The sequence below is a fragment of the Mycobacterium riyadhense genome, assembly GCF_963853645.1.
Taxonomy (GTDB): Bacteria; Actinomycetota; Actinomycetes; order Mycobacteriales; family Mycobacteriaceae; genus Mycobacterium; species Mycobacterium riyadhense.
This window is the reverse complement of record NZ_OY970456.1, coordinates 2,609,066-2,628,275: the sequence shown is the minus strand read 5'-3', so window position 1 is coordinate 2,628,275 and position 19,210 is coordinate 2,609,066. Positions and strand designations below refer to the sequence as shown.

General features: G+C 66.0%; 21 protein-coding genes. 8 read left to right on the top strand and 13 right to left on the bottom strand.

The window, feature by feature from the left end:
• Genes hisH through hisD form a run of 4 tightly spaced genes read right to left on the bottom strand, consistent with a single transcriptional unit; the run spans nucleotide 1 to nucleotide 3,687 of the window.
• Entirely contained in the window at nucleotides 1-615 is a 615-nt protein-coding gene (gene hisH / locus AADZ78_RS11940; RefSeq protein WP_139828891.1) for an imidazole glycerol phosphate synthase subunit HisH, read from the bottom strand.
• Nucleotides 612-1,232, bottom strand: coding sequence for an imidazoleglycerol-phosphate dehydratase HisB (gene hisB, locus AADZ78_RS11935; RefSeq protein WP_085251896.1), 621 nt, complete (start codon nucleotides 1,230-1,232; stop codon nucleotides 612-614). The genes hisH and hisB overlap by 4 nt, the downstream gene beginning before the upstream one ends.
• Complete coding sequence (locus AADZ78_RS11930; RefSeq protein ID WP_085251897.1) at nucleotides 1,229-2,362, bottom strand: histidinol-phosphate transaminase; 1,134 nt, start codon at nucleotides 2,360-2,362, stop codon at nucleotides 1,229-1,231. The genes hisB and AADZ78_RS11930 overlap by 4 nt, the downstream gene beginning before the upstream one ends.
• On the bottom strand, nucleotides 2,359-3,687 hold the full coding sequence (gene hisD / locus AADZ78_RS11925) for a histidinol dehydrogenase (RefSeq protein WP_139828893.1): 1,329 nt from the start codon (nucleotides 3,685-3,687) through the stop codon (nucleotides 2,359-2,361). Before hisD ends, AADZ78_RS11930 begins: the two co-directional genes overlap by 4 nt.
• A 73-nt stretch (nucleotides 3,688-3,760) precedes the next feature.
• On the opposite strand from hisD, the gene AADZ78_RS11920 reads away from it, so the two are divergent.
• Nucleotides 3,761-4,171, top strand: coding sequence for a nitroreductase family deazaflavin-dependent oxidoreductase (locus AADZ78_RS11920; RefSeq protein ID WP_085251899.1), 411 nt, complete (start codon nucleotides 3,761-3,763; stop codon nucleotides 4,169-4,171).
• An 86-nt stretch (nucleotides 4,172-4,257) separates the two neighbouring features.
• Entirely contained in the window at nucleotides 4,258-4,830 is a 573-nt protein-coding gene (locus tag AADZ78_RS11915) for a hypothetical protein (RefSeq protein WP_085251900.1), read from the top strand.
• Between the two features lie 55 nt (nucleotides 4,831-4,885).
• On the opposite strand, the gene nadC is transcribed toward AADZ78_RS11915, so the two are convergent.
• From nadC to nadA, 3 genes are read right to left on the bottom strand one after another with little or no spacing between them, the layout of a single operon-like run.
• Entirely contained in the window at nucleotides 4,886-5,743 is an 858-nt protein-coding gene (gene nadC, locus AADZ78_RS11910) for a carboxylating nicotinate-nucleotide diphosphorylase (protein WP_085251901.1), read from the bottom strand.
• Nucleotides 5,743-7,344, bottom strand: coding sequence for an L-aspartate oxidase (locus tag AADZ78_RS11905; protein ID WP_085251902.1), 1,602 nt, complete (start codon nucleotides 7,342-7,344; stop codon nucleotides 5,743-5,745). Before AADZ78_RS11905 ends, nadC begins: the two co-directional genes overlap by 1 nt.
• Nucleotides 7,341-8,399 carry a quinolinate synthase NadA gene (nadA, locus tag AADZ78_RS11900; protein WP_085251903.1) on the bottom strand — a complete coding sequence of 353 codons (1,059 nt, stop codon included), beginning with the start codon at nucleotides 8,397-8,399 and terminating at the stop codon, nucleotides 7,341-7,343. Before nadA ends, AADZ78_RS11905 begins: the two co-directional genes overlap by 4 nt.
• Nucleotides 8,400-8,446: 47 nt before the next feature.
• Here nadA and AADZ78_RS11895 point away from each other — a divergent pair, with 47 nt between their 5' ends.
• On the top strand, nucleotides 8,447-9,169 hold the full coding sequence (locus tag AADZ78_RS11895; RefSeq protein ID WP_085251904.1) for an NUDIX hydrolase: 723 nt from the start codon (nucleotides 8,447-8,449) through the stop codon (nucleotides 9,167-9,169).
• Between the two features lie 290 nt (nucleotides 9,170-9,459).
• On the top strand, nucleotides 9,460-10,800 hold the full coding sequence (locus tag AADZ78_RS11890) for a lipase family protein (protein ID WP_085251931.1): 1,341 nt from the start codon (nucleotides 9,460-9,462) through the stop codon (nucleotides 10,798-10,800).
• On the opposite strand, the gene AADZ78_RS11885 is transcribed toward AADZ78_RS11890, so the two are convergent.
• From AADZ78_RS11885 to bioB, 3 genes are read right to left on the bottom strand one after another with little or no spacing between them, the layout of a single operon-like run.
• Nucleotides 10,741-11,484 (bottom strand): DUF2567 domain-containing protein, encoded by a 744-nt coding sequence (locus AADZ78_RS11885; protein ID WP_085251905.1) that lies wholly within the window; start codon nucleotides 11,482-11,484, stop codon nucleotides 10,741-10,743. The genes AADZ78_RS11890 and AADZ78_RS11885 overlap by 60 nt on opposite strands.
• Nucleotides 11,481-11,708, bottom strand: coding sequence for a hypothetical protein (locus AADZ78_RS11880; RefSeq protein WP_085251906.1), 228 nt, complete (start codon nucleotides 11,706-11,708; stop codon nucleotides 11,481-11,483). The genes AADZ78_RS11885 and AADZ78_RS11880 overlap by 4 nt, the downstream gene beginning before the upstream one ends.
• 11 nt (nucleotides 11,709-11,719) lie before the next feature.
• Nucleotides 11,720-12,769, bottom strand: a complete 1,050-nt coding sequence (gene bioB / locus AADZ78_RS11875; protein WP_085251907.1) for a biotin synthase BioB — start codon at nucleotides 12,767-12,769, stop codon at nucleotides 11,720-11,722.
• A 291-nt stretch (nucleotides 12,770-13,060) separates the two neighbouring features.
• Here bioB and AADZ78_RS11870 point away from each other — a divergent pair, with 291 nt between their 5' ends.
• The 4 genes from AADZ78_RS11870 (at nucleotide 13,061) to AADZ78_RS11855 (ending at nucleotide 16,876) form a co-directional block, all read left to right on the top strand.
• Complete coding sequence (locus AADZ78_RS11870) at nucleotides 13,061-13,249, top strand: hypothetical protein (RefSeq protein WP_085251932.1); 189 nt, start codon at nucleotides 13,061-13,063, stop codon at nucleotides 13,247-13,249.
• 119 nt (nucleotides 13,250-13,368) lie between these two features.
• Nucleotides 13,369-15,189, top strand: coding sequence for a hypothetical protein (locus AADZ78_RS11865; protein WP_204903414.1), 1,821 nt, complete (start codon nucleotides 13,369-13,371; stop codon nucleotides 15,187-15,189).
• Nucleotides 15,189-15,548: a hypothetical protein gene (locus AADZ78_RS11860; protein WP_085251909.1), complete on the top strand. Its 360-nt coding sequence runs from the start codon at nucleotides 15,189-15,191 to the stop codon at nucleotides 15,546-15,548. The genes AADZ78_RS11865 and AADZ78_RS11860 overlap by 1 nt, the downstream gene beginning before the upstream one ends.
• A complete protein-coding gene (locus AADZ78_RS11855; RefSeq protein ID WP_085251910.1) occupies nucleotides 15,545-16,876 on the top strand; it encodes a hypothetical protein in 1,332 nt (443 codons plus the stop codon). The genes AADZ78_RS11860 and AADZ78_RS11855 overlap by 4 nt, the downstream gene beginning before the upstream one ends.
• Nucleotide 16,877: 1 nt before the next feature.
• Here the strand turns inward: AADZ78_RS11855 and AADZ78_RS11850 are convergent, their stop codons facing one another.
• From AADZ78_RS11850 to AADZ78_RS11840, 3 genes are read right to left on the bottom strand one after another with little or no spacing between them, the layout of a single operon-like run.
• On the bottom strand, nucleotides 16,878-17,387 hold the full coding sequence (locus AADZ78_RS11850; protein WP_085251911.1) for a 2'-5' RNA ligase family protein: 510 nt from the start codon (nucleotides 17,385-17,387) through the stop codon (nucleotides 16,878-16,880).
• Nucleotides 17,387-18,067, bottom strand: coding sequence for a dethiobiotin synthase (bioD, locus tag AADZ78_RS11845; RefSeq protein ID WP_085251912.1), 681 nt, complete (start codon nucleotides 18,065-18,067; stop codon nucleotides 17,387-17,389). The genes AADZ78_RS11850 and bioD overlap by 1 nt, the downstream gene beginning before the upstream one ends.
• Nucleotides 18,064-19,206, bottom strand: a complete 1,143-nt coding sequence (locus AADZ78_RS11840; RefSeq protein WP_085251913.1) for an 8-amino-7-oxononanoate synthase — start codon at nucleotides 19,204-19,206, stop codon at nucleotides 18,064-18,066. Before AADZ78_RS11840 ends, bioD begins: the two co-directional genes overlap by 4 nt.
• Nucleotides 19,207-19,210: the final 4 nt, after the last annotated feature.

The following is a 19,210-nucleotide window of genomic DNA, read 5'->3' as shown; positions in this document are numbered from 1 at the left end:
CTACAGCCCCTCAACCCAATTGCTCAAGATGGCCGCACCCGCGTCCCCGCTCTTCTCCGGGTGGAATTGGGTGGCGGCCAACGGCCCGTCCTCAACCGCGGCCAGGAACGGCACCTGATGGGTGGCCCAGGTCAGCAGCGCCTCGGCCGGCCCTTCCCATCGCTGGGCGGCATAGGAGTGCACGAAATAGAACCGGGTGTCGGCATCCAAACCCTTGAACAGCGCACTGCCCGGCGCGGCTTGCACCACGTTCCAGCCCATATGTGGGATCACCGGCGCGTGCAACCGGGTCACGGCACCGGGCCATTGCCCACATCCTGTTGTCTCCACCCCGAACTCGACGCCGCGGGCAAACAAGATCTGCATGCCGACGCAGACCCCCAATACCGGGCGTCCACCGGCTATCCGCTCGGCGATGATCCGGTCCCCACCGATTTTCCGCAACCCCGTCATGCACGCCTCAAACGCACCGACGCCGGGCACCACGAGTCCGTCGGCGGCCAATGCTGCGTCAGCCTCCGCGGTCACATCAACTGAGGCGCCGACGCGCTCCACCGCACGTTGCGCCGACCGTAGATTGCCCGAACCGTAGTCCAGGACCACCACCGATTTCACAGAACGCCTTTGGTGGACGGCACTCCCGAAACGCGCGGGTCGGGCTCGACGGCCTGACGCAATGCGCGGGCGACGGCCTTGTACTGCGCTTCGGTGATGTGGTGCGGGTCGCGCCCATACAGGACGCGAACATGTAGCGCGATGCGCGCGTTCATGGCCAGCGATTCGAACACATGCCGGTTGATGACGGTGTGGTACGGCACCGAGCTTCCGGCAATGGTGGTGTGCTGCAGGTGATCCGGCTCCCCCGTGTGCACACAATACGGACGGCCGGATACGTCGACGGCGGCATGCGCCAGGGTCTCGTCCATCGGGATAAAAGCGTCGCCGAACCGGCGGATGCCCTTCTTGTCGCCCAGGGCCTGGCCCAGTGCGGTGCCCAGCGCGATCGCGGTGTCCTCGATGGTGTGGTGCGCTTCGATTTCGACATCGCCCTTGGTGCGCACCGTCAAATCGAAACTGGCGTGGCTGCCCAGCGCGGTCAGCATGTGGTCGTAGAACGGGACACCAGTGTCGACGTCGACCTGTCCGGTGCCGTCCAGGTCGAGCTCGATCACGATGTCGGATTCGCGGGTGCGGCGCTCGATGCGCGCGTGGCGGGTCGCTATGGCTGTCACGGTGCTCCTATGGGGGTGGCTGGGGCCAAGTCGGTGGCAGCGATTTGAGCGCTCGCTTTCAGGAACGCATCGTTCTCATCGGCCAGTCCGATCGTGGTACGCAGGTAGCCGGCGATCCCGACGTCGCGAATCAGTACGCCGCTGTCCAGATAATGCTGCCAGGCGGCCGGCGCGGCGACGAACTGCCCGAACAGCACAAAGTTGGCATCGCTGGGTATGACCTGAAAACCCATGTCGGTCAACGCCGTTGTCACCCGTTCACGTTCGGCGATCAGCGCGGCAACGCTGCCCAGTGTGTCGTCGGCATGCCGCAACGCAGCCCGGGCAGCGGCTTGCGTGACCGACGACAGGTGATACGGCAGCCGCACCAACAGCATGGCCTCAACCAAAGCCGGCGTAGCGATCAAGTATCCGAGCCTGCCGCCGGCGAAGGCGAACGCCTTGCTCATGGTGCGCGTGACGATAAGCCTGGTTGGATATTCCTCGATCAATGTCACCGCACTGGGCTGGGATGAGAATTCACCGTAGGCCTCATCGACGATCAGGATGCCCGGCACCACGTCAAGCAACCTGCGCAGGTCTGGCAGCGAAACACTTTGCCCGGTTGGGTTATTGGGGCTGGCGATGAAAACGACGTCGGGCTGGCGATCAACGACAGCACCGATCGCGACCTCTAGGTCGAGGCTGAAGTCGTCGGCCCGGACCGTTTCGAGCCACTCGGTGTAGGTTCCGTCGGCGATGATCGGGTGCATCGAGTAGGACGGGACGAAGCCGATCGCGGTCCGCCCCGGTCCACCGAATGCCTGCAGCAGCTGCTGCAGGATCTCGTTGGAACCGTTTGCAGCCCAAACATTTTCGACGCCAAGCTGGGCGCCGGTCTGCACCGTGAGGTAACTGGCCAGGTCGGCGCGCAGGGCCACCGCGTCTCGGTCGGGATAGCGATGCAGATCCGCGGCGGCCTCCCGCACCGACCGCACCACATCGTCGACCAATGCTTGGGTGGGTGGGTGTGGGTTCTCATTGGTGTTGAGCCGCACCGGTACCGCCAACTGGGGCGCGCCATACGGCGATTTGCCGCGCAAGTCGTCGCGCAGCGGCAGGTCGTCCAGCGTTGGCCGGCGTACGGTCATCGCTCGAACCTCCGCCGTACCGCCTCACCGTGGGCCGGCAGGTCTTCGGCCTTGGCCAGTGTGATCACGTGGCCCGAGACGTCTTTGAGCGCCGCCTCGGTGTAGTCGACGACGTGGATGCCGCGCAGGAAGGTCTGCACCGACAGGCCGCTGGAATGCCGGGCGCAGCCCGCGGTCGGCAACACGTGATTGGAACCGGCACAGTAGTCGCCGAGGCTGACCGGCGACCATGGACCGACGAAAATGGCTCCGGCCGAACGGATCCGGCCGGCGACCTGCGCGGCGTCGGCGGTCTGAATCTCCAAATGCTCGGCGGCATAAGCGTTCACCACCTTGATTCCGGCATCGAGGTCGTCAACGAGGATGGTGGCCGACTGGCGCCCCGAGAGCGCGGCCGTCACCCGGTCGCGATGCACCGTGGTCTGCAGTTGGGCGGACAGTTCGGTATCCGTGGCGTCGGCAAGCTCCGGGCTGGGGGTGACCAGCACGCTGGCGGCCATTTCGTCGTGTTCGGCCTGACTGATCAGGTCGGCCGCCACATGCGCCGGGTCGGCGGTGTGGTCGGCGAGGATGGCGATCTCGGTTGGCCCGGCTTCGGCGTCGATGCCAACCTGGGAGCGGCACAGCCGTTTGGCGGCGGTGACGTAGATATTGCCGGGCCCAGTGATCATGTCGACCGGCGCGAGTTCAGAACTATCGGTATCGGTGCCGCCGTAGGCCAGCAACGCGACCGCCTGCGCTCCGCCAACGGCCCAAACCTCGTCGACACCGAGTAGGCGGGCCGCGGCCAGGATCGTCGGATGCGGCAGCCCTTGAAACTGACCCGGGCACTGCGCCTGTGGTGGACTGGCCACGACCAGCGAGGTGACTCCGGCGGCTTGCGCGGGCACCACGTTCATCACCACGCTGGACGGGTACACCGCGTTGCCCCCGGGCACGTATAGGCCCACCCGCTCGACGGGAACCCAGCGCTCGGTGACCGTCGCGCCGGGGCCCAGCGTCGTCGTCACATCGGTGCGGCGCTGATCGGCGTGCACCGCGCGGGTTCGTTCGATCATCACCTGCAGCGCGTCACGCACGTCGCGGTCCAGCCCGGCCAACGCGGCGTCCAGAGCGGCTTCGGGCACCCGGACCGCTGTGGGCCGCACGCCGTCGAATGACGCGCCGAATTCCAATGCGGCTTCGGCCCCTCGCTCAGCGACCGCCTCCACGATGGGCCGCACCTTCGGCAGCACACTCTCCACGTCGGCGCCGCCGCGCGGCAGGGCGGCCCGCAACCGGGCAGCCGTCAAATCCGCGCGCCGCAAGTCAATGCGGGCCAGCACCGCAGGAGGTGTGTTCACGTGGACCATTGTCCCAGAGCAGCTCAAGTCGATATCCGACCGGTAGGGTGGCCCCATGTCCGCAAAGGATCACCCCAACAACGCCCCTGGGGTTCCGATGTTGTTCCCGCCATGGTTCGAGCGCTTCCAGATCAAATACATCAACCCGGCGTTGAAGCCGATCGCGCGCTACCTGCCCGGAACGGCCACCATCGAGCACCGCGGCCGCAAGTCCGGAAAGCCTTATCAGACCATCGTGACCGCTTACCGCAAAGGCAATGTGCTGGCGATCGCACTGGGCCACGGGAAGACCGACTGGGTCAAAAACGTGCTGGCCGCAGGCGAAGCAGACGTGCAATTCACCCGCGGCAAGGTACACGTCACCAACACCCGAATTCTGCCCGCCGGCGCCGACGGTGCAGGATTGCCATTTATGGCCCGGGCGCAGCTGCGCCGGATGGGAGTATTCGTCGCCGATATCGCCTGAGCGCACCGGCGAGCGTGATTTGGTGCCCCCGGAAACCCACTGGGCGCTGGTAGGTTGCGCGCATATTGGTTGGCTAAAATGCCGATGTGACTGACGACCTGTCATCAGTCCTCACTTCGCTTGCGCGGCCGAAGTTTGATCCGGCGCTGCACGACGAGCAGGAGTTCACCCCCCACGCTGCGCGGGGCTGGACCGCATGGGACGCCTGGTCACCGGAGGTGGAGTTTTGCACGTTCGTCGGGGCGCTGCAGCGGATGCTGCAACCCCAGGTCATCGTCGAAACCGGCGTCGGCACCGGACGTATCACTCAGTTCCTCTGCCTTGGCGAGGCGAAGTATTTCGGCTTCGAATCCGACGAGAAATGGCGGTGCAACCCAGACATCGACTACCGCCCCGAGCCCACGCCGACAGTGGAGCAAATGGCAGCCGCAGACCTGATAATCCTCGACTCCGGAGTGCCCTATCGGCTCGACGAGATCGCGCTATGGGCCTCCGCCGGCAAACACGGATCGGTCTGCGTCATCCATGACGCCGGGAACGGCCATCCCCAAGACCCCCAGCTTGTCCACAACCGAGTGCGCGCCGCGATCGAACTCACCGACAAGCCCGGGATGTTTTTGAAGAATCCGCGTGGCGCTTGGATCGGGCTGCACCGGTAGCACAGGTCGTCACGTACAGATCGTCGCGTTCAACACCCTGCTCAATCGTCCAGGCCTACATATCCAAGCCAATATCGAGGACACGCGCCGAGTGGGTCAGCGCACCCACAGCGAGGTAATCGACACCGGTACTGGCGTACGTCGCCGCGGTATCGAGGCTGAGCCCACCGGAGGACTCCAACAAAACGGCGGGCGCACAGGCATCGCGCCGCTGCACCGCCGTTTGCGTCTGCCACACGGCGAAATTGTCCAGCAGCACTAGCTCAGGCTTTTCGGCCAGCACAGTGTCCAACTGCTCCAACGAGTCCACTTCGACCTCGCACGGCAGATCGGGCGCGGCGGCCCGCACGGCCCGCAACGCGTCGACCACCGACCCCGCAGCGGCAACATGGTTGTCCTTGATCAAAGCGGCGTCGCCCAGCCCCAGCCGGTGATTGACGCCCCCGCCGACGCGCACCGCATACTTCTGCAGCGCGCGCAGGCCGGGCAGGGTCTTGCGGGTGTCACGGATCTTGGCCTTGGTACCACGCACCGCGTCGACCCACGCCGCTGTCGCCGTGGCGATTCCGGACAGGTGGCAAACCAGGTTCAGCATCGTCCGCTCCGCGGTCAACAGGCCGCGCGTTTCGGCACGTACCGTCAACAGGGATTCGCCCGGCTGCAACCGGGCACCGTCCGCAATCCGGTCGACCACCTGGTAGCCGTCGCTACCGAGCACCTCATCGAGCACCAACAACGCGATATCCACTCCGGCGATCACGCCGGGCTCGCGGGTCACCATCGCCGCGGTGGCTTTCACGCCAGCGGGCACGGTCGAGATCGTGGTGACGTCCGGCCCGTAGCACAGGTCCTCGTCGAGACCATGTCGAATGGCGTCTTGAACTGCAGCCAGCTCCCATTCGGACAGCACCATCAACCCACCGCCGCCAATGCCTCCACAGCGACCGCGTTTTGATCATCGGCCAGCCGGACCACGCTGCTGCGCGCTTGCTCAGGCACGACGCACGAATATTCCGCGCGGCGGTGACATCCCCGGCTTTCGTTGCGGGCCAGCGCGGCGGCGGTCACGGCCCGGGCGGCTACCGCCAAAGCCACGTCTTCGAAATCGCGGCGCCCCGCCAGCGTGCGAACCGGCGCGGCGCTCAGCGTTTCCGACAGCCGGTGCAGACCCTCCGCGTCTCGCACCACCGAGCCGTCCCGACTCATCGCGCGTTGCAGGTCATCGCGTTCCGGCGCGGGGTGGGTGATCGGCTCGGGCCATGGCGCCGGCAAGCTCGCCCGCGAAGGCCGCGCCGCTGCCGCATGCGTGGCCGCAACCCTTCCGGCACGGCCGCCGACCACCAAACCTTCCAGCAGGCTGTTGGAAGCCAGTCGGTTAGCGCCGTGCATTCCGGTGCGGGCCACCTCACCCGCTGCGAACAGCCCGAGCAGCTCGGTCTGGCCGTACACGTCGGTGGCGACGCCTCCGCAGCTGTAATGCGCGCCCGGGACGACCGGAATGGGTTGCCGTACGGGATCGACGCCGGCGGCCCGGCATGACGCGGTGACGGTCGGGAACCGTGATTCAAAGCCCGCGATGCCCCGCGCGTCAAGGTAGACGCACGGATCGCCGGTGGCCTTCAAATGCGCGTCTATGGCACCTGCGACGATGTCGCGCGGCGCCAGGTCGCCCATCGGATGGACTCCGGCGGTAATCGAATTGCCTTGCCGGTCAACCAATTTCGCGCCCTCACCGCGGATGGCCTCAGTGATCAGCGGTCGCCTACGGCCGATCCGACCGCGGGCACTGGTTGAATGGAGCATCGTTGGGTGGAACTGGATGAACTCGAGATCGCTGACCGCGACCCCGGCCCACAGCGCCAACGCGATGCCATCTCCGGTAGAGCCCTCGGGGTTGGTGGTCGCGCCGTAGAGGTGTCCGAGCCCTCCCGTGGCCAGGATCACCGACGGGGCGCTGATAATGCCGCAACCGTCCCGATTGCCCACCATTACCCCGGTTACCGCCACGCCGTCGTGGAGCACTCGCAGGGCCACGTGGCTGGCGCGGATGTCGAGCATGTCGGCGGCATGGTCGAGCGCCCGCTGGACCTCGGCGCCGGTGGCATCGCCGCCGGCGTGCACGATGCGTCGCCGCGAATGCCCACCCTCGCGCGTCAAATCCCAACGGCCCGGGGCCGATTCATCGAAGCGCGCTCCCGCACCGACCAATTCGGTAACCGCGCGGTACCCGTCGGCGACGATTGAATACACCGCATCCGGATCACACAAGCCCGCGCCCGCGGCCAGGGTGTCGGCGACATGGGCTTCGACCGAATCATCGTTATCAGGCAACACCACCGCGATGCCGCCTTGTGCGTAATGGGTCGCGGTCACCGCTCGGGCCTTGGCCGCCTTGCTGAGTACGACAACCCTGCGGCCGGCGCGGTGGGCGGCCAGTGCGGCAGCCAATCCGGCGACGCCCGTGCCGACCACAATGACGTCGGCCGTATCCCGCCACGCGGGACCGGCCGTCATTCGCCACCGCCGGGTTGCCCGATTTCGATCATCCGCTGCACGCTGCGCCGTCCCGCGGCCGCGATGTCCGGGTCGACATGGACCTCGTCAGCGCCCTCCACCAGGCAGCGCAACAGGGCCGCGGGGGTGATCATCTTCATGTACTTGCACGACGCGCGATCGTTGACCGCTTGGAAATCGACGTCGGGCGCGGCCCGGCGCAGCTGGTGCAACATGCCGACCTCGGTCGCGACCAGAACCTTGCGGGCGCGCGTATGGTGCGCGGCGTCAAGCATGCCGCCGGTGGACAAGATCTTCACTCGCTCGGGCGGGAAGGCGCCTTCGCCGGCGAGGTAGAGCGCGGAGGTGGCGCAGCCACACTCGGGGTGAACGAAAAGTTCGGCATCGGGGTTCGTCCGGGCTTGGTCGGTGAGCTCGTCACCGTTGATCCCGGCGTGCACGTGGCATTCGCCCGCCCACACGTGCAGGTTGGTGCGGCCGGTCACGCGGCGCACGTGGGCGCCGAGGAACTGGTCCGGGCAGAACAACACGTCGCGGTCCGGGTCGATCGACGCAACCACCTCGACCGCGTTTGACGAGGTGCAACAGATGTCGGTGAGGGCCTTCACGGCCGCCGTGGTGTTGACGTAGGAGACGACGACGGCGCCGGGGTGCTCGTCCTTCCAGGCCCGCAGCTCCTCGGGGGTAATCGAGTCGGCCAGTGAGCAGCCGGCCCGCTGATCCGGAATGAGCACCGTCTTGTCCGGGCTGAGAATCTTGGCGGTCTCGGCCATGAAGTGCACTCCACAGAACACGATGGTGTCCTCAGGCGCCTCGGCCGCGATCCGAGACAACGCCAGCGAATCCCCCACATGGTCGGCGACGTCCTGGATCGCCGGTAGCTGGTAGTTGTGCGCCAGCAGAGTGGCTCCACGTAGACGCGCCAGGCGCCGAACTTCAGCGGCCCACCGTTCGTCACCATCGACGCCGGTGTAGCCAGTGGGGGAATTAGTGATGCAAGCAGTCAAGGCGGTCACTTCTGAGGCGAGCGTGTCCATGCGGGTCAAGACCGTCACGGCGGCTCCTTTCGCACCGGGGAGGTTTTCGACTTACAATCGAAAACATGGCCCATGGTAGCACCGCGCACGAGGTCCTGGCAGTCGTGTTCCAGGTTCGCAGGCTTTCGACAGGGCTTGAACAAGGGTTAACCAGGGAAAAACCGCAGCTGAACGTGCTGCTATGGGAACGTGCGCGCGATCCGCAAAAAGGCGCGTGGTCACTTCCAGGTGGACGCCTGCGCAACGACGAGGACATGATCACGTCGGTTCGTCGCCAACTCGCCGAAAAAGTTGATCTACGCGAACTCGCCCACTTGGAACAGCTTGCGGTGTTCTCCGACCCCAACCGGTTACCCGGTACCCGGATGATCGCATCGACCTTCCTGGGTCTGGTGCCCTCCCCCGCCACCCCCGAACTGCCGCCAGACACGCGCTGGCACCCGGTGAATTCCCTACCAACGATGGCGTTCGACCACGGCCCCATGGTGGCCCACGCCCGTACCAGGCTGGTCGCCAAGTTGTCCTACACCAACATCGGATTCGCTTTAGCACCAAAAGAATTCGCACTCTCTGCGCTCCGCGATATATACGGCGCGGCGCTCGGGTACCAGGTCGACGCGACGAATCTGCAGCGAGTCCTGGTCCGGCGAAAAGTCATCACACAGACCGGCACTATCGCTCAATCCGGCCGCAGTGGCGGGCGGCCCGCCGCACTGTACCGGTTCACCGATTCCCAGCTCAGGGTTACCGACGAATTCGCCGCGCTTCGACCTCCGGGGCCATTGTGATTCGGTCGCTGAGCGTTTGTTCCGCGGCCCTCGGATTTCCTTGTCGTAGGAATCTGCCGCCAGATGTGACGCCCCGCACGCTGCGCCTCACAACGATTTCACAGTCAATGCCGCTAAGTTGTATAAGAGTCGGATAAGGCTGTATAAGAACCGAGTAAGAGATGCTGGCGCCTGCGGGTGCCAGCATTGGACTGTCACAGGGCCAACTGCGCCGCCACCCTGTTTGGTTAGCACTGTTTGGTTAGCACTGCTGAAGCGCGAAAATCCCGGTGGCCATGAAGGGAGCCTCAATGGTGGAGCTCGGCAATTTGGCAGGCGCGACCCGCCCGGAGTGGATCGGCCGGCCGCCGCATCAGGAATTGCAGCGCAAGGTGCGCCCGCTACTGCCCTGCGACGACCCGTTCTACGAACCACCCGCCGGCTTCCAGCACGCCGCGCCCGGAACCGTGCTGCGCTCGCGTGACGTCGAGGTGGCCTTTCTGGGCCTGATCCCGCAATCCATCACCGCGACCCAGCTGCTGTACCGGACGACGGACATGAACGGCGACCCCGAGGCGACCGTGACCACCGTCCTCCTGCCGGCCGAAGTCGCTCCAGGCCAGACCTACCCGCTGCTGTCTTATCAATGCGCGATCGACGCGATATCGTCCCGCTGTTTTCCGTCCTATGCGTTGCGCCGGCGGGCGAAGGCCCTCGGTTCATTGACCCAACTCGAACTTCTGTTGATCAGTGCCGCGCTTGCGGAGGGCTGGGCGGTTTCGATCCCCGATCACGAAGGAATCAAGGGGCTCTGGGGTGCACCGTATGAACCGGGCTACCGGATCCTCGACGGGATCCGGGCCGCCCTGAGCTCAGAACGACTCGCGTTATCGCCATCGGCACCGATTGGGCTGTGGGGCTACTCGGGCGGCGGACTAGCCAGCGCCTGGGCCGCCGAAATGTGCGGTGAATACGCGCCTGAGCTGGACATTGTCGGCGCGGTATTGGGGTCACCCGTCGGTGACCTGGGCCACACCTTCCGCCGGCTGAACGGCACTCTTCTATCCGGTTTGCCGGCCTTGGTGGTGGCCGCACTGGCACATAGCTATCCCGACCTAGGCAAGATGATCGAGGAACACGCCAACGCGGAAGGGCAGGCACTGCTACGTGACCTGGAGACGATGACGACCTTGACCGCCGTCATTCGCACGGTCAACAAGGACCTGGGCGATTACCTCGACGAGCCGCTCGAGGACATCCTGTCTACGCCGGCGGTTGCGCATGTCTTCGAGACCACCAAACTTGGCGCCGCTGTGCCCACACCGCCGGTCTTGATCGTGCAGGCCGTGCACGACTACCTCATTGACGTCGATGACATCGACGTGCTCGCCGACGCCTACTCAGCCGGCGGCGCCGACGTCACCTACCACCGCGACGCGTTCAGCGAGCACATGTGCCTGCATCCGCTGTCTGCGCCGATGACACTTCGCTGGCTCACTGACCGGTTCGCCGGTCGGCCGCTGACCGACCATCTCATCCGGACCAAATGGCCGACCATGTTCAACCCGATGACCTACGCCGGCATGGCGCGACTAGCGGTCATCGCCGCCAAGGTCATCACGGGCATGAGGATCGGCCGGCGTCCGCTCTGACGCCGGTTTCGACACCGAGGCTTCCGACTCCGCGGCCGGATACGCGCCCAGGTCATCGCGCGCGCTGCCAGCCGCAAGCAAGGCGTACACCAGCGACGCCACCGCGGCCGGTGCCATAAGAGTGGCGGCCACCTGCAGCGGCTGGAGCGCAAAGAACACCGGCGGCGCCTGCCTGACGTACGTCAACGAGTGATCGCCGCCCGCCAGCGTCACGGTGTCGAAATTCAGCGCGCCGTAGTGCAGCCGGACCAACAGCGCCCCAACCGCCGCCGCGACCGCGGCCGCAGCCACCGATCCGATCGCAAGCGCGACGGCCATCGCGGGCCCACGGTGTTCGCGCCACTGCCACACCAGTACGGCCGCCACCACGGCCATCACACCCAGTAAGCCCAACATCAGGAACGGCGCGACGAAGAAGTTTTGCGATTCGCTACCCAGGTACTCGTGGACTCGCTCGCCCGCTCGAGAGATCGCCACGACCGCGTGGATCGAAGGTGCGATCCACGCCCACAGTGCACCGACCACCAGGCCGGTCGCCGACAGACCCAGCACCACCGCGGTGACCGCACGCACTCGCGAAGTGGACGGCGAGCCGGAAGACTCCCGCTGGAAAGGCTCAAATCCCGAGGGCCCGGAACAGTCTGAAAGCCCTGGGGACGCCGCGAGGCCGGCTTGTTCGGTCATCGCCGCGCCTCCAGGTCGGCCGAATCCACCTGTCCGTGCCGCGAGCAGCGAGCCCACCAGCCGTCGGGACGAACCTGCACGACCATCCGACGCCCGCACTGGGCGCAGAACCGAGGAGGCTCCAGGCCTAACTGGGCCGCGGTCGGCGTAACCGTACCCGCCAATTCCCCCGTGTAGACGTTGTAGACGCCGGCGGCGACGGGAGCGCCCAGGTTTCCAGCCATGGTGTCCTGCTTTACAAGCTGGCGTTGAGCGCCTTGATCGGCATCTGCAAGTCGTCGAGCAGTTCCAAATCGGCTTCGGCCGGGCGGCCAAGGGTAGTGAGGTAGTTCCCGACGATGACGGCATTGATGCCGCCCAGGATGCCTTGCTTGGCGCCAAGGTCGCCCAGGGTGATTTCACGGCCACCGGCGAAGCGCAGCATGGTGCGTGGCAGTGCCAGCCGGAACGCGGCCACCGCCTTGAGCGCTTCGGTGGCCGGCATCACCTCTAGGTCACCGAACGGGGTCCCGGGCCGCGGGTTGAGGAAGTTCAACGGGACCTCGTCGGGTCCGAGTTCGGCCAGCTCAGCGGCGAATTCCGCCCGTTGTTCCAGCGTCTCACCCATGCCGAGAATGCCGCCGCAGCACACCTCCATGCCGGCGTCGCGGACCATCGACAAGGTTTGCCAGCGCTCTTCCCAGGTGTGCGTCGTTACGACCTTGGTGAAGAACGAGCGCGCGGTCTCGAGATTGTGGTTGTAGCGATGCACACCCATCGCTGAGAGCCGCTGCACTTGCTCGACGCTCAGCATCCCCAACGAGCAGGCAATGTTGATTTCGACTTCGTTGCGGATCGCCTCGATGCCGGCGGCGACCTGGGCCAACAACCGCTCGTCTGGGCCGCGTACCGCGGCCACGATGCAGAACTCGGTGGCGCCGGACTTGGCGGTCTGTTTGGCCGCCTCGACCAGGCTGGGAATATCCAGCCAGGCGCTGCGCACGGGCGACGCAAAGAGCCCCGATTGGGAGCAGAAATGGCAGTCCTCTGGACAGCCACCGGTTTTCAGGCTGATGATGCCCTCGACCTCGACCTCGGGACCGCACCAGCGCATCCGCACGTCGTGGGCCAGTGTCAGCAGTTCCTCGAGCCGCTCGTCCGGTAGCTGCAGCACTTGCAGCACCTGGTCCTTGGTCAATCCCTCACCACGGTCCAGGACCTGATGACGCGCGACCGCGAGGATGTCTGAGGCGTTCACGGCATCCCGGCCGGCGTCGACAATCGGTCCAGCAGCCGCCTGTGTCATCGAGTACTCCCCTAGGTCCTTGCTTTTCGGCAGATTTACCGCAGTCTGATCGCGGCCCGAGCCGAACGGTGTTGAGGCTAGGGTAGCGGGCTACGCGTCGGTACCTGGCGCACACGCCCTAGTCCGCACATTCGCATGGCCGCCATCGCACCGCCTCCAGGCGAACGACCAGCGAATTCAGCGAACTTCAGCCCCGACCATCAGTCCGGCTAACTCGCCGGAAGCCGGCTGGTCGGCCATCGCAGCCTGAGTTGAACGGTGTTCCGGCTGTGGCCGGGGTATACACACACCATGACCACGGCGCACGTGGCGTACCTGGCGCACCACGGGTTGTTGCTCGCGATACCGGCTTTCTTGCCCGCGGTAATCCTCGTCGGCGTGGTCTTGTACGCCGCGATCCGAGACCGCCGAAACGCGGGCGACGGCACGTCGGACGACTCCGATCAACGAACCAACACTTCAGACGACACGCGTGATTGACGGGCCTTGAATCGGGGCACTACCACCTGGATCGCTGAACTTACCTCGAAGTAAGAAGCGGTCGCCGGATCACATCTCCCGGGGCGGCCCGGCGCAGTTGGGAGGGCACGATGGAGTCGATGGGACGCACGCTTATCGCCGAGGCACCGGCTCGCGGTACGGGCCTGAACCAGGTGATCGGCCTGTCGATCGCCGCGTTGCTCATAACCCTGTTGATGTTGTGGGTGGGCCATGCGCACCGCAGCAATCGCATCAGCTGGCTGGGACGGTTCGCCGACCGGTTGGGCGAGAAATTCCACCGCCCGCCTTGGGTCGCGCTGCCGGTGCTGCTATTCACCACGTCGATCATTGGCGCGCTGTTCGGGTTTATCTGGGATGTGAGCTGGCATATCGGCAATGGCCGCGATCCCGGTCCGCTGGCCAATCCCGCGCACTATTTCATCATCATCGGCCTGTTCGGGATATTTCTGGCGGGCATGTTGGCGATCGTGCTGCCGTTCGATCGGCCCGGACCCGCCCCGGTGCGCATCACCAGCAAATGGCACGCGCCCGTCGGCGGTGTGCTGATGGCCGGCTGCGGACTGTACGCATTGATCGGATTTCCGCTCGACGACATCTGGCATCGCCTCTTCGGACAAGACGTCACCCTTTGGGGACCAACGCATTTGATGATGATCGGCGGTGCGGGACTTTCGCTGTTTGCGGCGCTGATGCTGGAATACGAAGGCGGGCGGGTGCTTCCGGGGGAATCCTCCGAGCGTCCGTTCGTGGTGTTCCTGCGCTACCTGTCCTGCGGCGGATTGCTGATCGGCTTGTCGGTCTATCAGATCGAATATGACTTTGGTGTCGAGCAGTTCCGGCTGGTGCTGCAGCCGATGATGATCGCGGGAGTCGCGGCGCTGGGGCTCGTGGTGGCTCGCATGACGATGGGACGAGGCGCGGCAATCCTGGCCGCCCTCTTTGCGATTGGGCTGCGCGGGATCGTCGCGCTATTGGTGGGCCCCGTTCTGGGGGCTCCCACCAACTGGTTCCCGCTCTATCTGGGTCCCGCGCTAGTGGTCGAGGCGCTTGCATTGACTCCGTTGTTCAAGCGTCCCATCGCCTTTGGCGCGGTTGCCGGTCTCGGCGTTGGCACGGTGGGGCTTTGGTTGGAGTCGCTATGGATCGGCGCGGTGTACCACTATCCATGGCCGGTCAACATGTGGGGCGAGGCCCTGGCGATGGCAGTGCCGGTGGCGGTGCTGACGGGCGTGTGCGGGGCGCTGATGGGAATGGTGCTCAGCGGGCAACGCCTACCCCGCCGCGCCATCGGTATGGCGGTGGTTGCGGCGACAGTACTGGTCATCGGCGGCGCGGTGGCCAACGGGTTGCACATAGTCGTGCCAAAGCAGCACACCGCGACCATTGCCTTGACCGATCTGCCCAGCCCGCGGGGACAGCGCATGGTTTCGGCTGATGTACGGCTCAATCCGCCCAATATGGTGAGCGACAATCCCGAATGGCTGTCGATTCTGTCGTGGCAAGGTCAGATCGAGAATCATCGGGGGCTGGTGATAGACCGACTGGAGCGAGTCGGTCCGGGCCACTACCGTTCCACCGAGCCGGTTCCGGTCTGGGGATCGTGGAAGACGCTGCTGCGGGTCCAAGATGGTGTCACCATGACCGCCGTGCCGATCTATGAACCAGCCGATGCGGCCATTCCCGCCGCCGAGGTTCCCGCTCTGGAGTCCAGCACCCGGCCGTTCGTGCAGGAGATCACCATCCTGCAGCGTGAACGCGACCAAGACAGCCCGGTCTGGCTGTTCAACGCCGGCTCGGTGGTGGTGCTGATCCTCACCCTGATGGTTATCGCGTCCATTGCGTGGGGAGCAGGCCGCATCAACAGGGAAACCAACACCCAACAGGCAGCGGAGGACAAACGTCCCCTGGTAAGTCGATAATGCCGAGTCGCATTCCGGTCACTGCCTGGTTAGCGGTACTGATCTCCGGCCTGGTTGGCTGTGGTGGTTCGCCGACGAAGCCCTCCGGACAAGGCTTGGTAATCGACGTCACCATCGCTTCAGGACAAGTCCAGCCCGCGAATGCCCGAATGCAGGCCAAGGTTGGCGAGCAGATCACCCTGCGGGTCACCAGCGACGCCACCGATGAGCTGCACGTGCACTCGGTACCCGATCACAAGTTCGCGGTCGCGGCCGCACCCAACCAGAATTTTCAGTTCAGCGTCGAGGTACCTGGCAGTGTCGACGTCGAGCTGCATCACCTCAAGCGCACCATCGCCACGATTCGAGTGAACCCGTGAGCGGCGATCGCGCCTCGGTGGTTTTGGCGCACGGCCTGGGCGGGTCGACCGATCTGCCGGTCCCCTACGCCTACGCGATGGTCGGTGCGGCGTGGGCGCTGACGTTCACGTTCGCCCTGGTGGCCTTTGCGTGGCGGCGGCCGCGGTTTGATCCGGCCAGGCCCGGCCACGCGTTGCCGGCGGCGCTGACGGCGCTGGTCGATTCGCGCGTCACGCGGTGGACCGCCGCCGGTCTGGCGTTGGCATTCGCGGTCTGGGTAGTGCTGGCCGGGGTGTGGGGTCCGCAAACACCAGCCAACGGCTTGCTCGGGGCCTTCTATGTGCTGCTGTGGGTCGGGCTGGTGCCGCTCTCGCTGGTGTTAGGTCCGGTGTGGCGAGTGATTTCACCGGTGCGCACGGTATATGTGCTCCTGCCGAGACGTCTGCGGGAACCGCGGCTTTCGTATCCCGAAGGGTGGGGATATCGCCCCGCCGCGCTGGGCCTCTTCGCCTTTGTGTGGATGGAATTGGCCAGTCCAGATCCGGCGTCGCTGCCGTGGGTGAAGGTGTGGCTGCTGGTCTATGCCGTGGTGTTGCTGGGCGGAGCGTGGTTGTGCGGCCAGCGGTGGTTGGCCCGGGTGGACCCGTTCGGCGTGTACAGCCTCGCGGTATCGCGGTTGTGTCCGTTTCGGCGGCACCCGGATTCCGGAAAAATGGTCATCGGCAACCCTTTTGACCGCCTGCCGTCGCTGCCGGCGCGTCCGGGGGTTGTCGTCATGCTGTCGGTGTTGCTCGGGTCTACTGCGTTTGACAGCTATTCGTCGTCGTCGACCTGGCGCAATTTCTCGGATGGGGTAGTGCGCGCCGTCGACGATGTGCCCGAGACGCTGGCCTCGTCGGCACTGCGAACCGTGGGGCTGATCGTCTTCATTTCCGTTGTCGCAGTGACCTTTTCGCTCGCGGCGCGCGCGACGGGCGGAGTTGATGCCGAGCAGCGCCGCGCCTTGCCGGGCCAGATGGCACACTCGCTGATCCCGATCGTCGTGGGCTACATCTTCGCCCACTACCTGTCCTATCTCGTCGAGCGTGGACAGCAGACCGTCATAGCCCTGGCCAATCCACTGAGTCGCGGATGGCACGTCGCCTATGTGTTGTCGATGCACCCGCCGGTGCTGGCGACGATCAAGGTTGCGTGCGTGGTCACCGGGCACATCGTGGCGGTGATCGCGGCTCACGACAAAGCGCTGCGGCTGCTACCCGACGGCCATCAGCTCACCGGGCAGCTCACCATGATGCTGGTCATGGTCGGCTACACCTTCACCGGCTTGTATCTGTTGTTCGGCGGCTAGATCAGCCGATCAGATACTCGGTGCGGTTGGTCCCGTCCCAACGGCGCAAGCCAGCGAAGTGGCCGTTGATCTGCGATGGCCGACCCGCAATGCGCAGCGCCCGACCCAATTGAGGGCCACCGACCCGGCGGGCCAGCGTGACATGTCCGGTCCACTGACCGGGCAGGCTGTTCGACATCGGCGCCGGCGCCAGATGCGGCAGGCACAGCCGGTGCACCTCGGCATGCAAGGTCAACAGATCGCTCGTCGGCACCACGAGCCGCGCGAATACGACGTTGGCCCGGCCGAACAACACCGGTGCACCGATAACACAGCGCAACGGCAACCGGGCGGCGACCGGACTCAGCAGCTCGTCGACCTCCGGGGCCACCCGCTCGGCAACGGCCAGGGTGACGTGGGGGCGGCTGGCCGGCGCCTGGCTGGGGATTCCGGCGGCGGCGAGGTCCGCCCAGGTGCGACGGATCGCCGCCTCGGTATCGCGGTCGAAGACCAGCTCGATCGAATGCACCATCAGGCGACCAACGTATTCACCCAGTCGCGCTCGAACGCCGCCGCGCTCATGGCCGCGAAGTCCGCCGGGTCCAACGAAGTCGCCTCGGCCGGCAGTACGGCACGCACTTCAGCCAGCGAGCCCAGCGCGGCCCGGTTCGAGGTCTCGATCAACCCGGGCTGCCCGGGCCAGCTGCCAATCACCAGGCCTGCACACGAAACACCTTGTGCGGCAAGTGCTTCCAGTGTTAGCGCGGTGTGGTTGAGGGTGCCCAGCTCAGCGGAGACCACCACCAGGGCAGCGGCTTCCAAGTCGACGGCGAGATCCCGCAAGGTAAGGCCAGCGTCGCCGAGCTCGACCAGCAGTCCGCCGGCGCCTTCAACCAGGGTCAACCGTTTCGGACGATCCAGGCCACGGATGAGCCCCAGCACCTGGTCGCGGGTGGGTAACGCCATGGCTGCCTGCTCGGCCGCGGCGGCCGGCGCCATGGGCTGTGGATATCGCGCCAGCCCGACGAGCTCGGTCACCCCGGACAGTCGGGCGACCTCGGCGAGATCATCATCGCCGGTGGCGGTACCCGTCTGAACCGGCTTGCATACCGCCACGTCGATCCCGGCCTGGCGCACGTGAGATGCCAGCGCCGCAACGGCGACAGTCTTGCCGACGCCGGTACCGGTCCCGGTGACAACCAGGACGGTCAACGGCGCGCAAGAACGTCAGTGAGGACTCGTCGAGCGAGTTCGAGTTCGGCGGCATCCAGCGATGCGCGCGCGGTAAGCCGCAGCCGCGACGTCCCGGCGGGCACCGTCGGCGGCCGGAAGCATCCCACCTTCACCCCGGCGTCCAGGCAGGCAGTCGCGGCGGCCAGCGCCACGTCCGGATCACCCAGGATCACCGACACCACCGCCGACTGCGGCGGCTGCGATACCCCGCAGGTCCGAGCCAGTTCGCCGGCGTGCCGCAGAACAGCCGCCGGCCGCCACGGCTCGGCCTTCAAGATTTGCAGCGCGGCCAGCGCCGCCCCGACTGCCGCGGGTGCCAGTCCGGTGTCGAAAATGAACGGCCGGGCCGCGTCGATCAGATGAGCCCGCACCTCGGAGGGCCCAAGCACTACCCCACCCTGACTGCCTAGTGCCTTGGACAACGTCGTGGTCATCACCACATCCGGCGCACCCGCCAGCCCGACCTCGTGCAGCAGCCCACGCCCGCCACCACGCACACCAAGACCGTGTGCCTCGTCAACGATGAGCAGCGCACGATGGCGACGGCACACATCCAGCAACTCGCGAATCGGCGCCAGCGCGCCGTCGGCGCTGAAAACCGAGTCGGTGACGACGACGGCGCGCTCCTCGTCACGTGAACCGAGCGCGGCGTCCACGGCGTCGAGGTCGCGGTGCGGCGTCACCACCACCCGGGCCCGCGACAGTCGGCAGGCATCCACCAGCGACGCGTGCGAATAGGCGTCGGACACCAACAGAGACCCCGGGCCGGACAAACCGACGACCGCCCCCAAGTTGGCGGTGTATCCCGAGGAAAACACCAAGCCCGCAGCCGCGCCCACGTAGTCGGCGAGTTCGGACTCGAATTCCTGGTGCAGCTCGGTATCGCCGGTGACCAGTCGCGAGCCCGTGGCACCGGCGCCCCACACACGCAGCGCCTGCACACCACCGTCGATCACGTCGGGATGTTGCGACAGACCGAGGTAATCATTGGAGGCCAGATCCAGTTCGGTGGCCACGGCGGGACGCGGCCGCAGCGAGCGACGCAGCCCGGCCTCGCGGCGCTGCTGCTCCACCGCCTCCAACCAGGCCAGCGGTGACGTCTCGATGGGTGCCTTCATTGGG

Excerpts from the sequence above, each read along its gene's own strand:
- AADZ78_RS11930 (WP_085251897.1), bottom strand. The coding sequence starts at position 2,362 with ATGACCGTACGCCGGCCAACGCTGGACGACCTGCCGCTGCGCGACGAC.
- AADZ78_RS11920 (WP_085251899.1), top strand. The coding sequence starts at position 3,761 with ATGTCCGCAAAGGATCACCCCAACAACGCCCCTGGGGTTCCGATGTTG.
- nadC (WP_085251901.1), bottom strand. The coding sequence starts at position 5,743 with ATGGTGCTGTCCGAATGGGAGCTGGCTGCAGTTCAAGACGCCATTCGA.
- AADZ78_RS11905 (WP_085251902.1), bottom strand. The coding sequence starts at position 7,344 with ATGACGGCCGGTCCCGCGTGGCGGGATACGGCCGACGTCATTGTGGTC.
- AADZ78_RS11895 (WP_085251904.1), top strand. The coding sequence starts at position 8,447 with ATGGCCCATGGTAGCACCGCGCACGAGGTCCTGGCAGTCGTGTTCCAG.
- AADZ78_RS11890 (WP_085251931.1), top strand. The coding sequence starts at position 9,460 with ATGGTGGAGCTCGGCAATTTGGCAGGCGCGACCCGCCCGGAGTGGATC.
- AADZ78_RS11885 (WP_085251905.1), bottom strand. The coding sequence starts at position 11,484 with ATGACCGAACAAGCCGGCCTCGCGGCGTCCCCAGGGCTTTCAGACTGT.
- AADZ78_RS11880 (WP_085251906.1), bottom strand. The coding sequence starts at position 11,708 with ATGGCTGGAAACCTGGGCGCTCCCGTCGCCGCCGGCGTCTACAACGTC.
- bioB (WP_085251907.1), bottom strand. The coding sequence starts at position 12,769 with ATGACACAGGCGGCTGCTGGACCGATTGTCGACGCCGGCCGGGATGCC.
- AADZ78_RS11870 (WP_085251932.1), top strand. The coding sequence starts at position 13,061 with ATGACCACGGCGCACGTGGCGTACCTGGCGCACCACGGGTTGTTGCTC.
- AADZ78_RS11865 (WP_204903414.1), top strand. The coding sequence starts at position 13,369 with ATGGGACGCACGCTTATCGCCGAGGCACCGGCTCGCGGTACGGGCCTG.
- AADZ78_RS11860 (WP_085251909.1), top strand. The coding sequence starts at position 15,189 with ATGCCGAGTCGCATTCCGGTCACTGCCTGGTTAGCGGTACTGATCTCC.
- AADZ78_RS11850 (WP_085251911.1), bottom strand. The coding sequence starts at position 17,387 with ATGGTGCATTCGATCGAGCTGGTCTTCGACCGCGATACCGAGGCGGCG.
- AADZ78_RS11840 (WP_085251913.1), bottom strand. The coding sequence starts at position 19,206 with ATGAAGGCACCCATCGAGACGTCACCGCTGGCCTGGTTGGAGGCGGTG.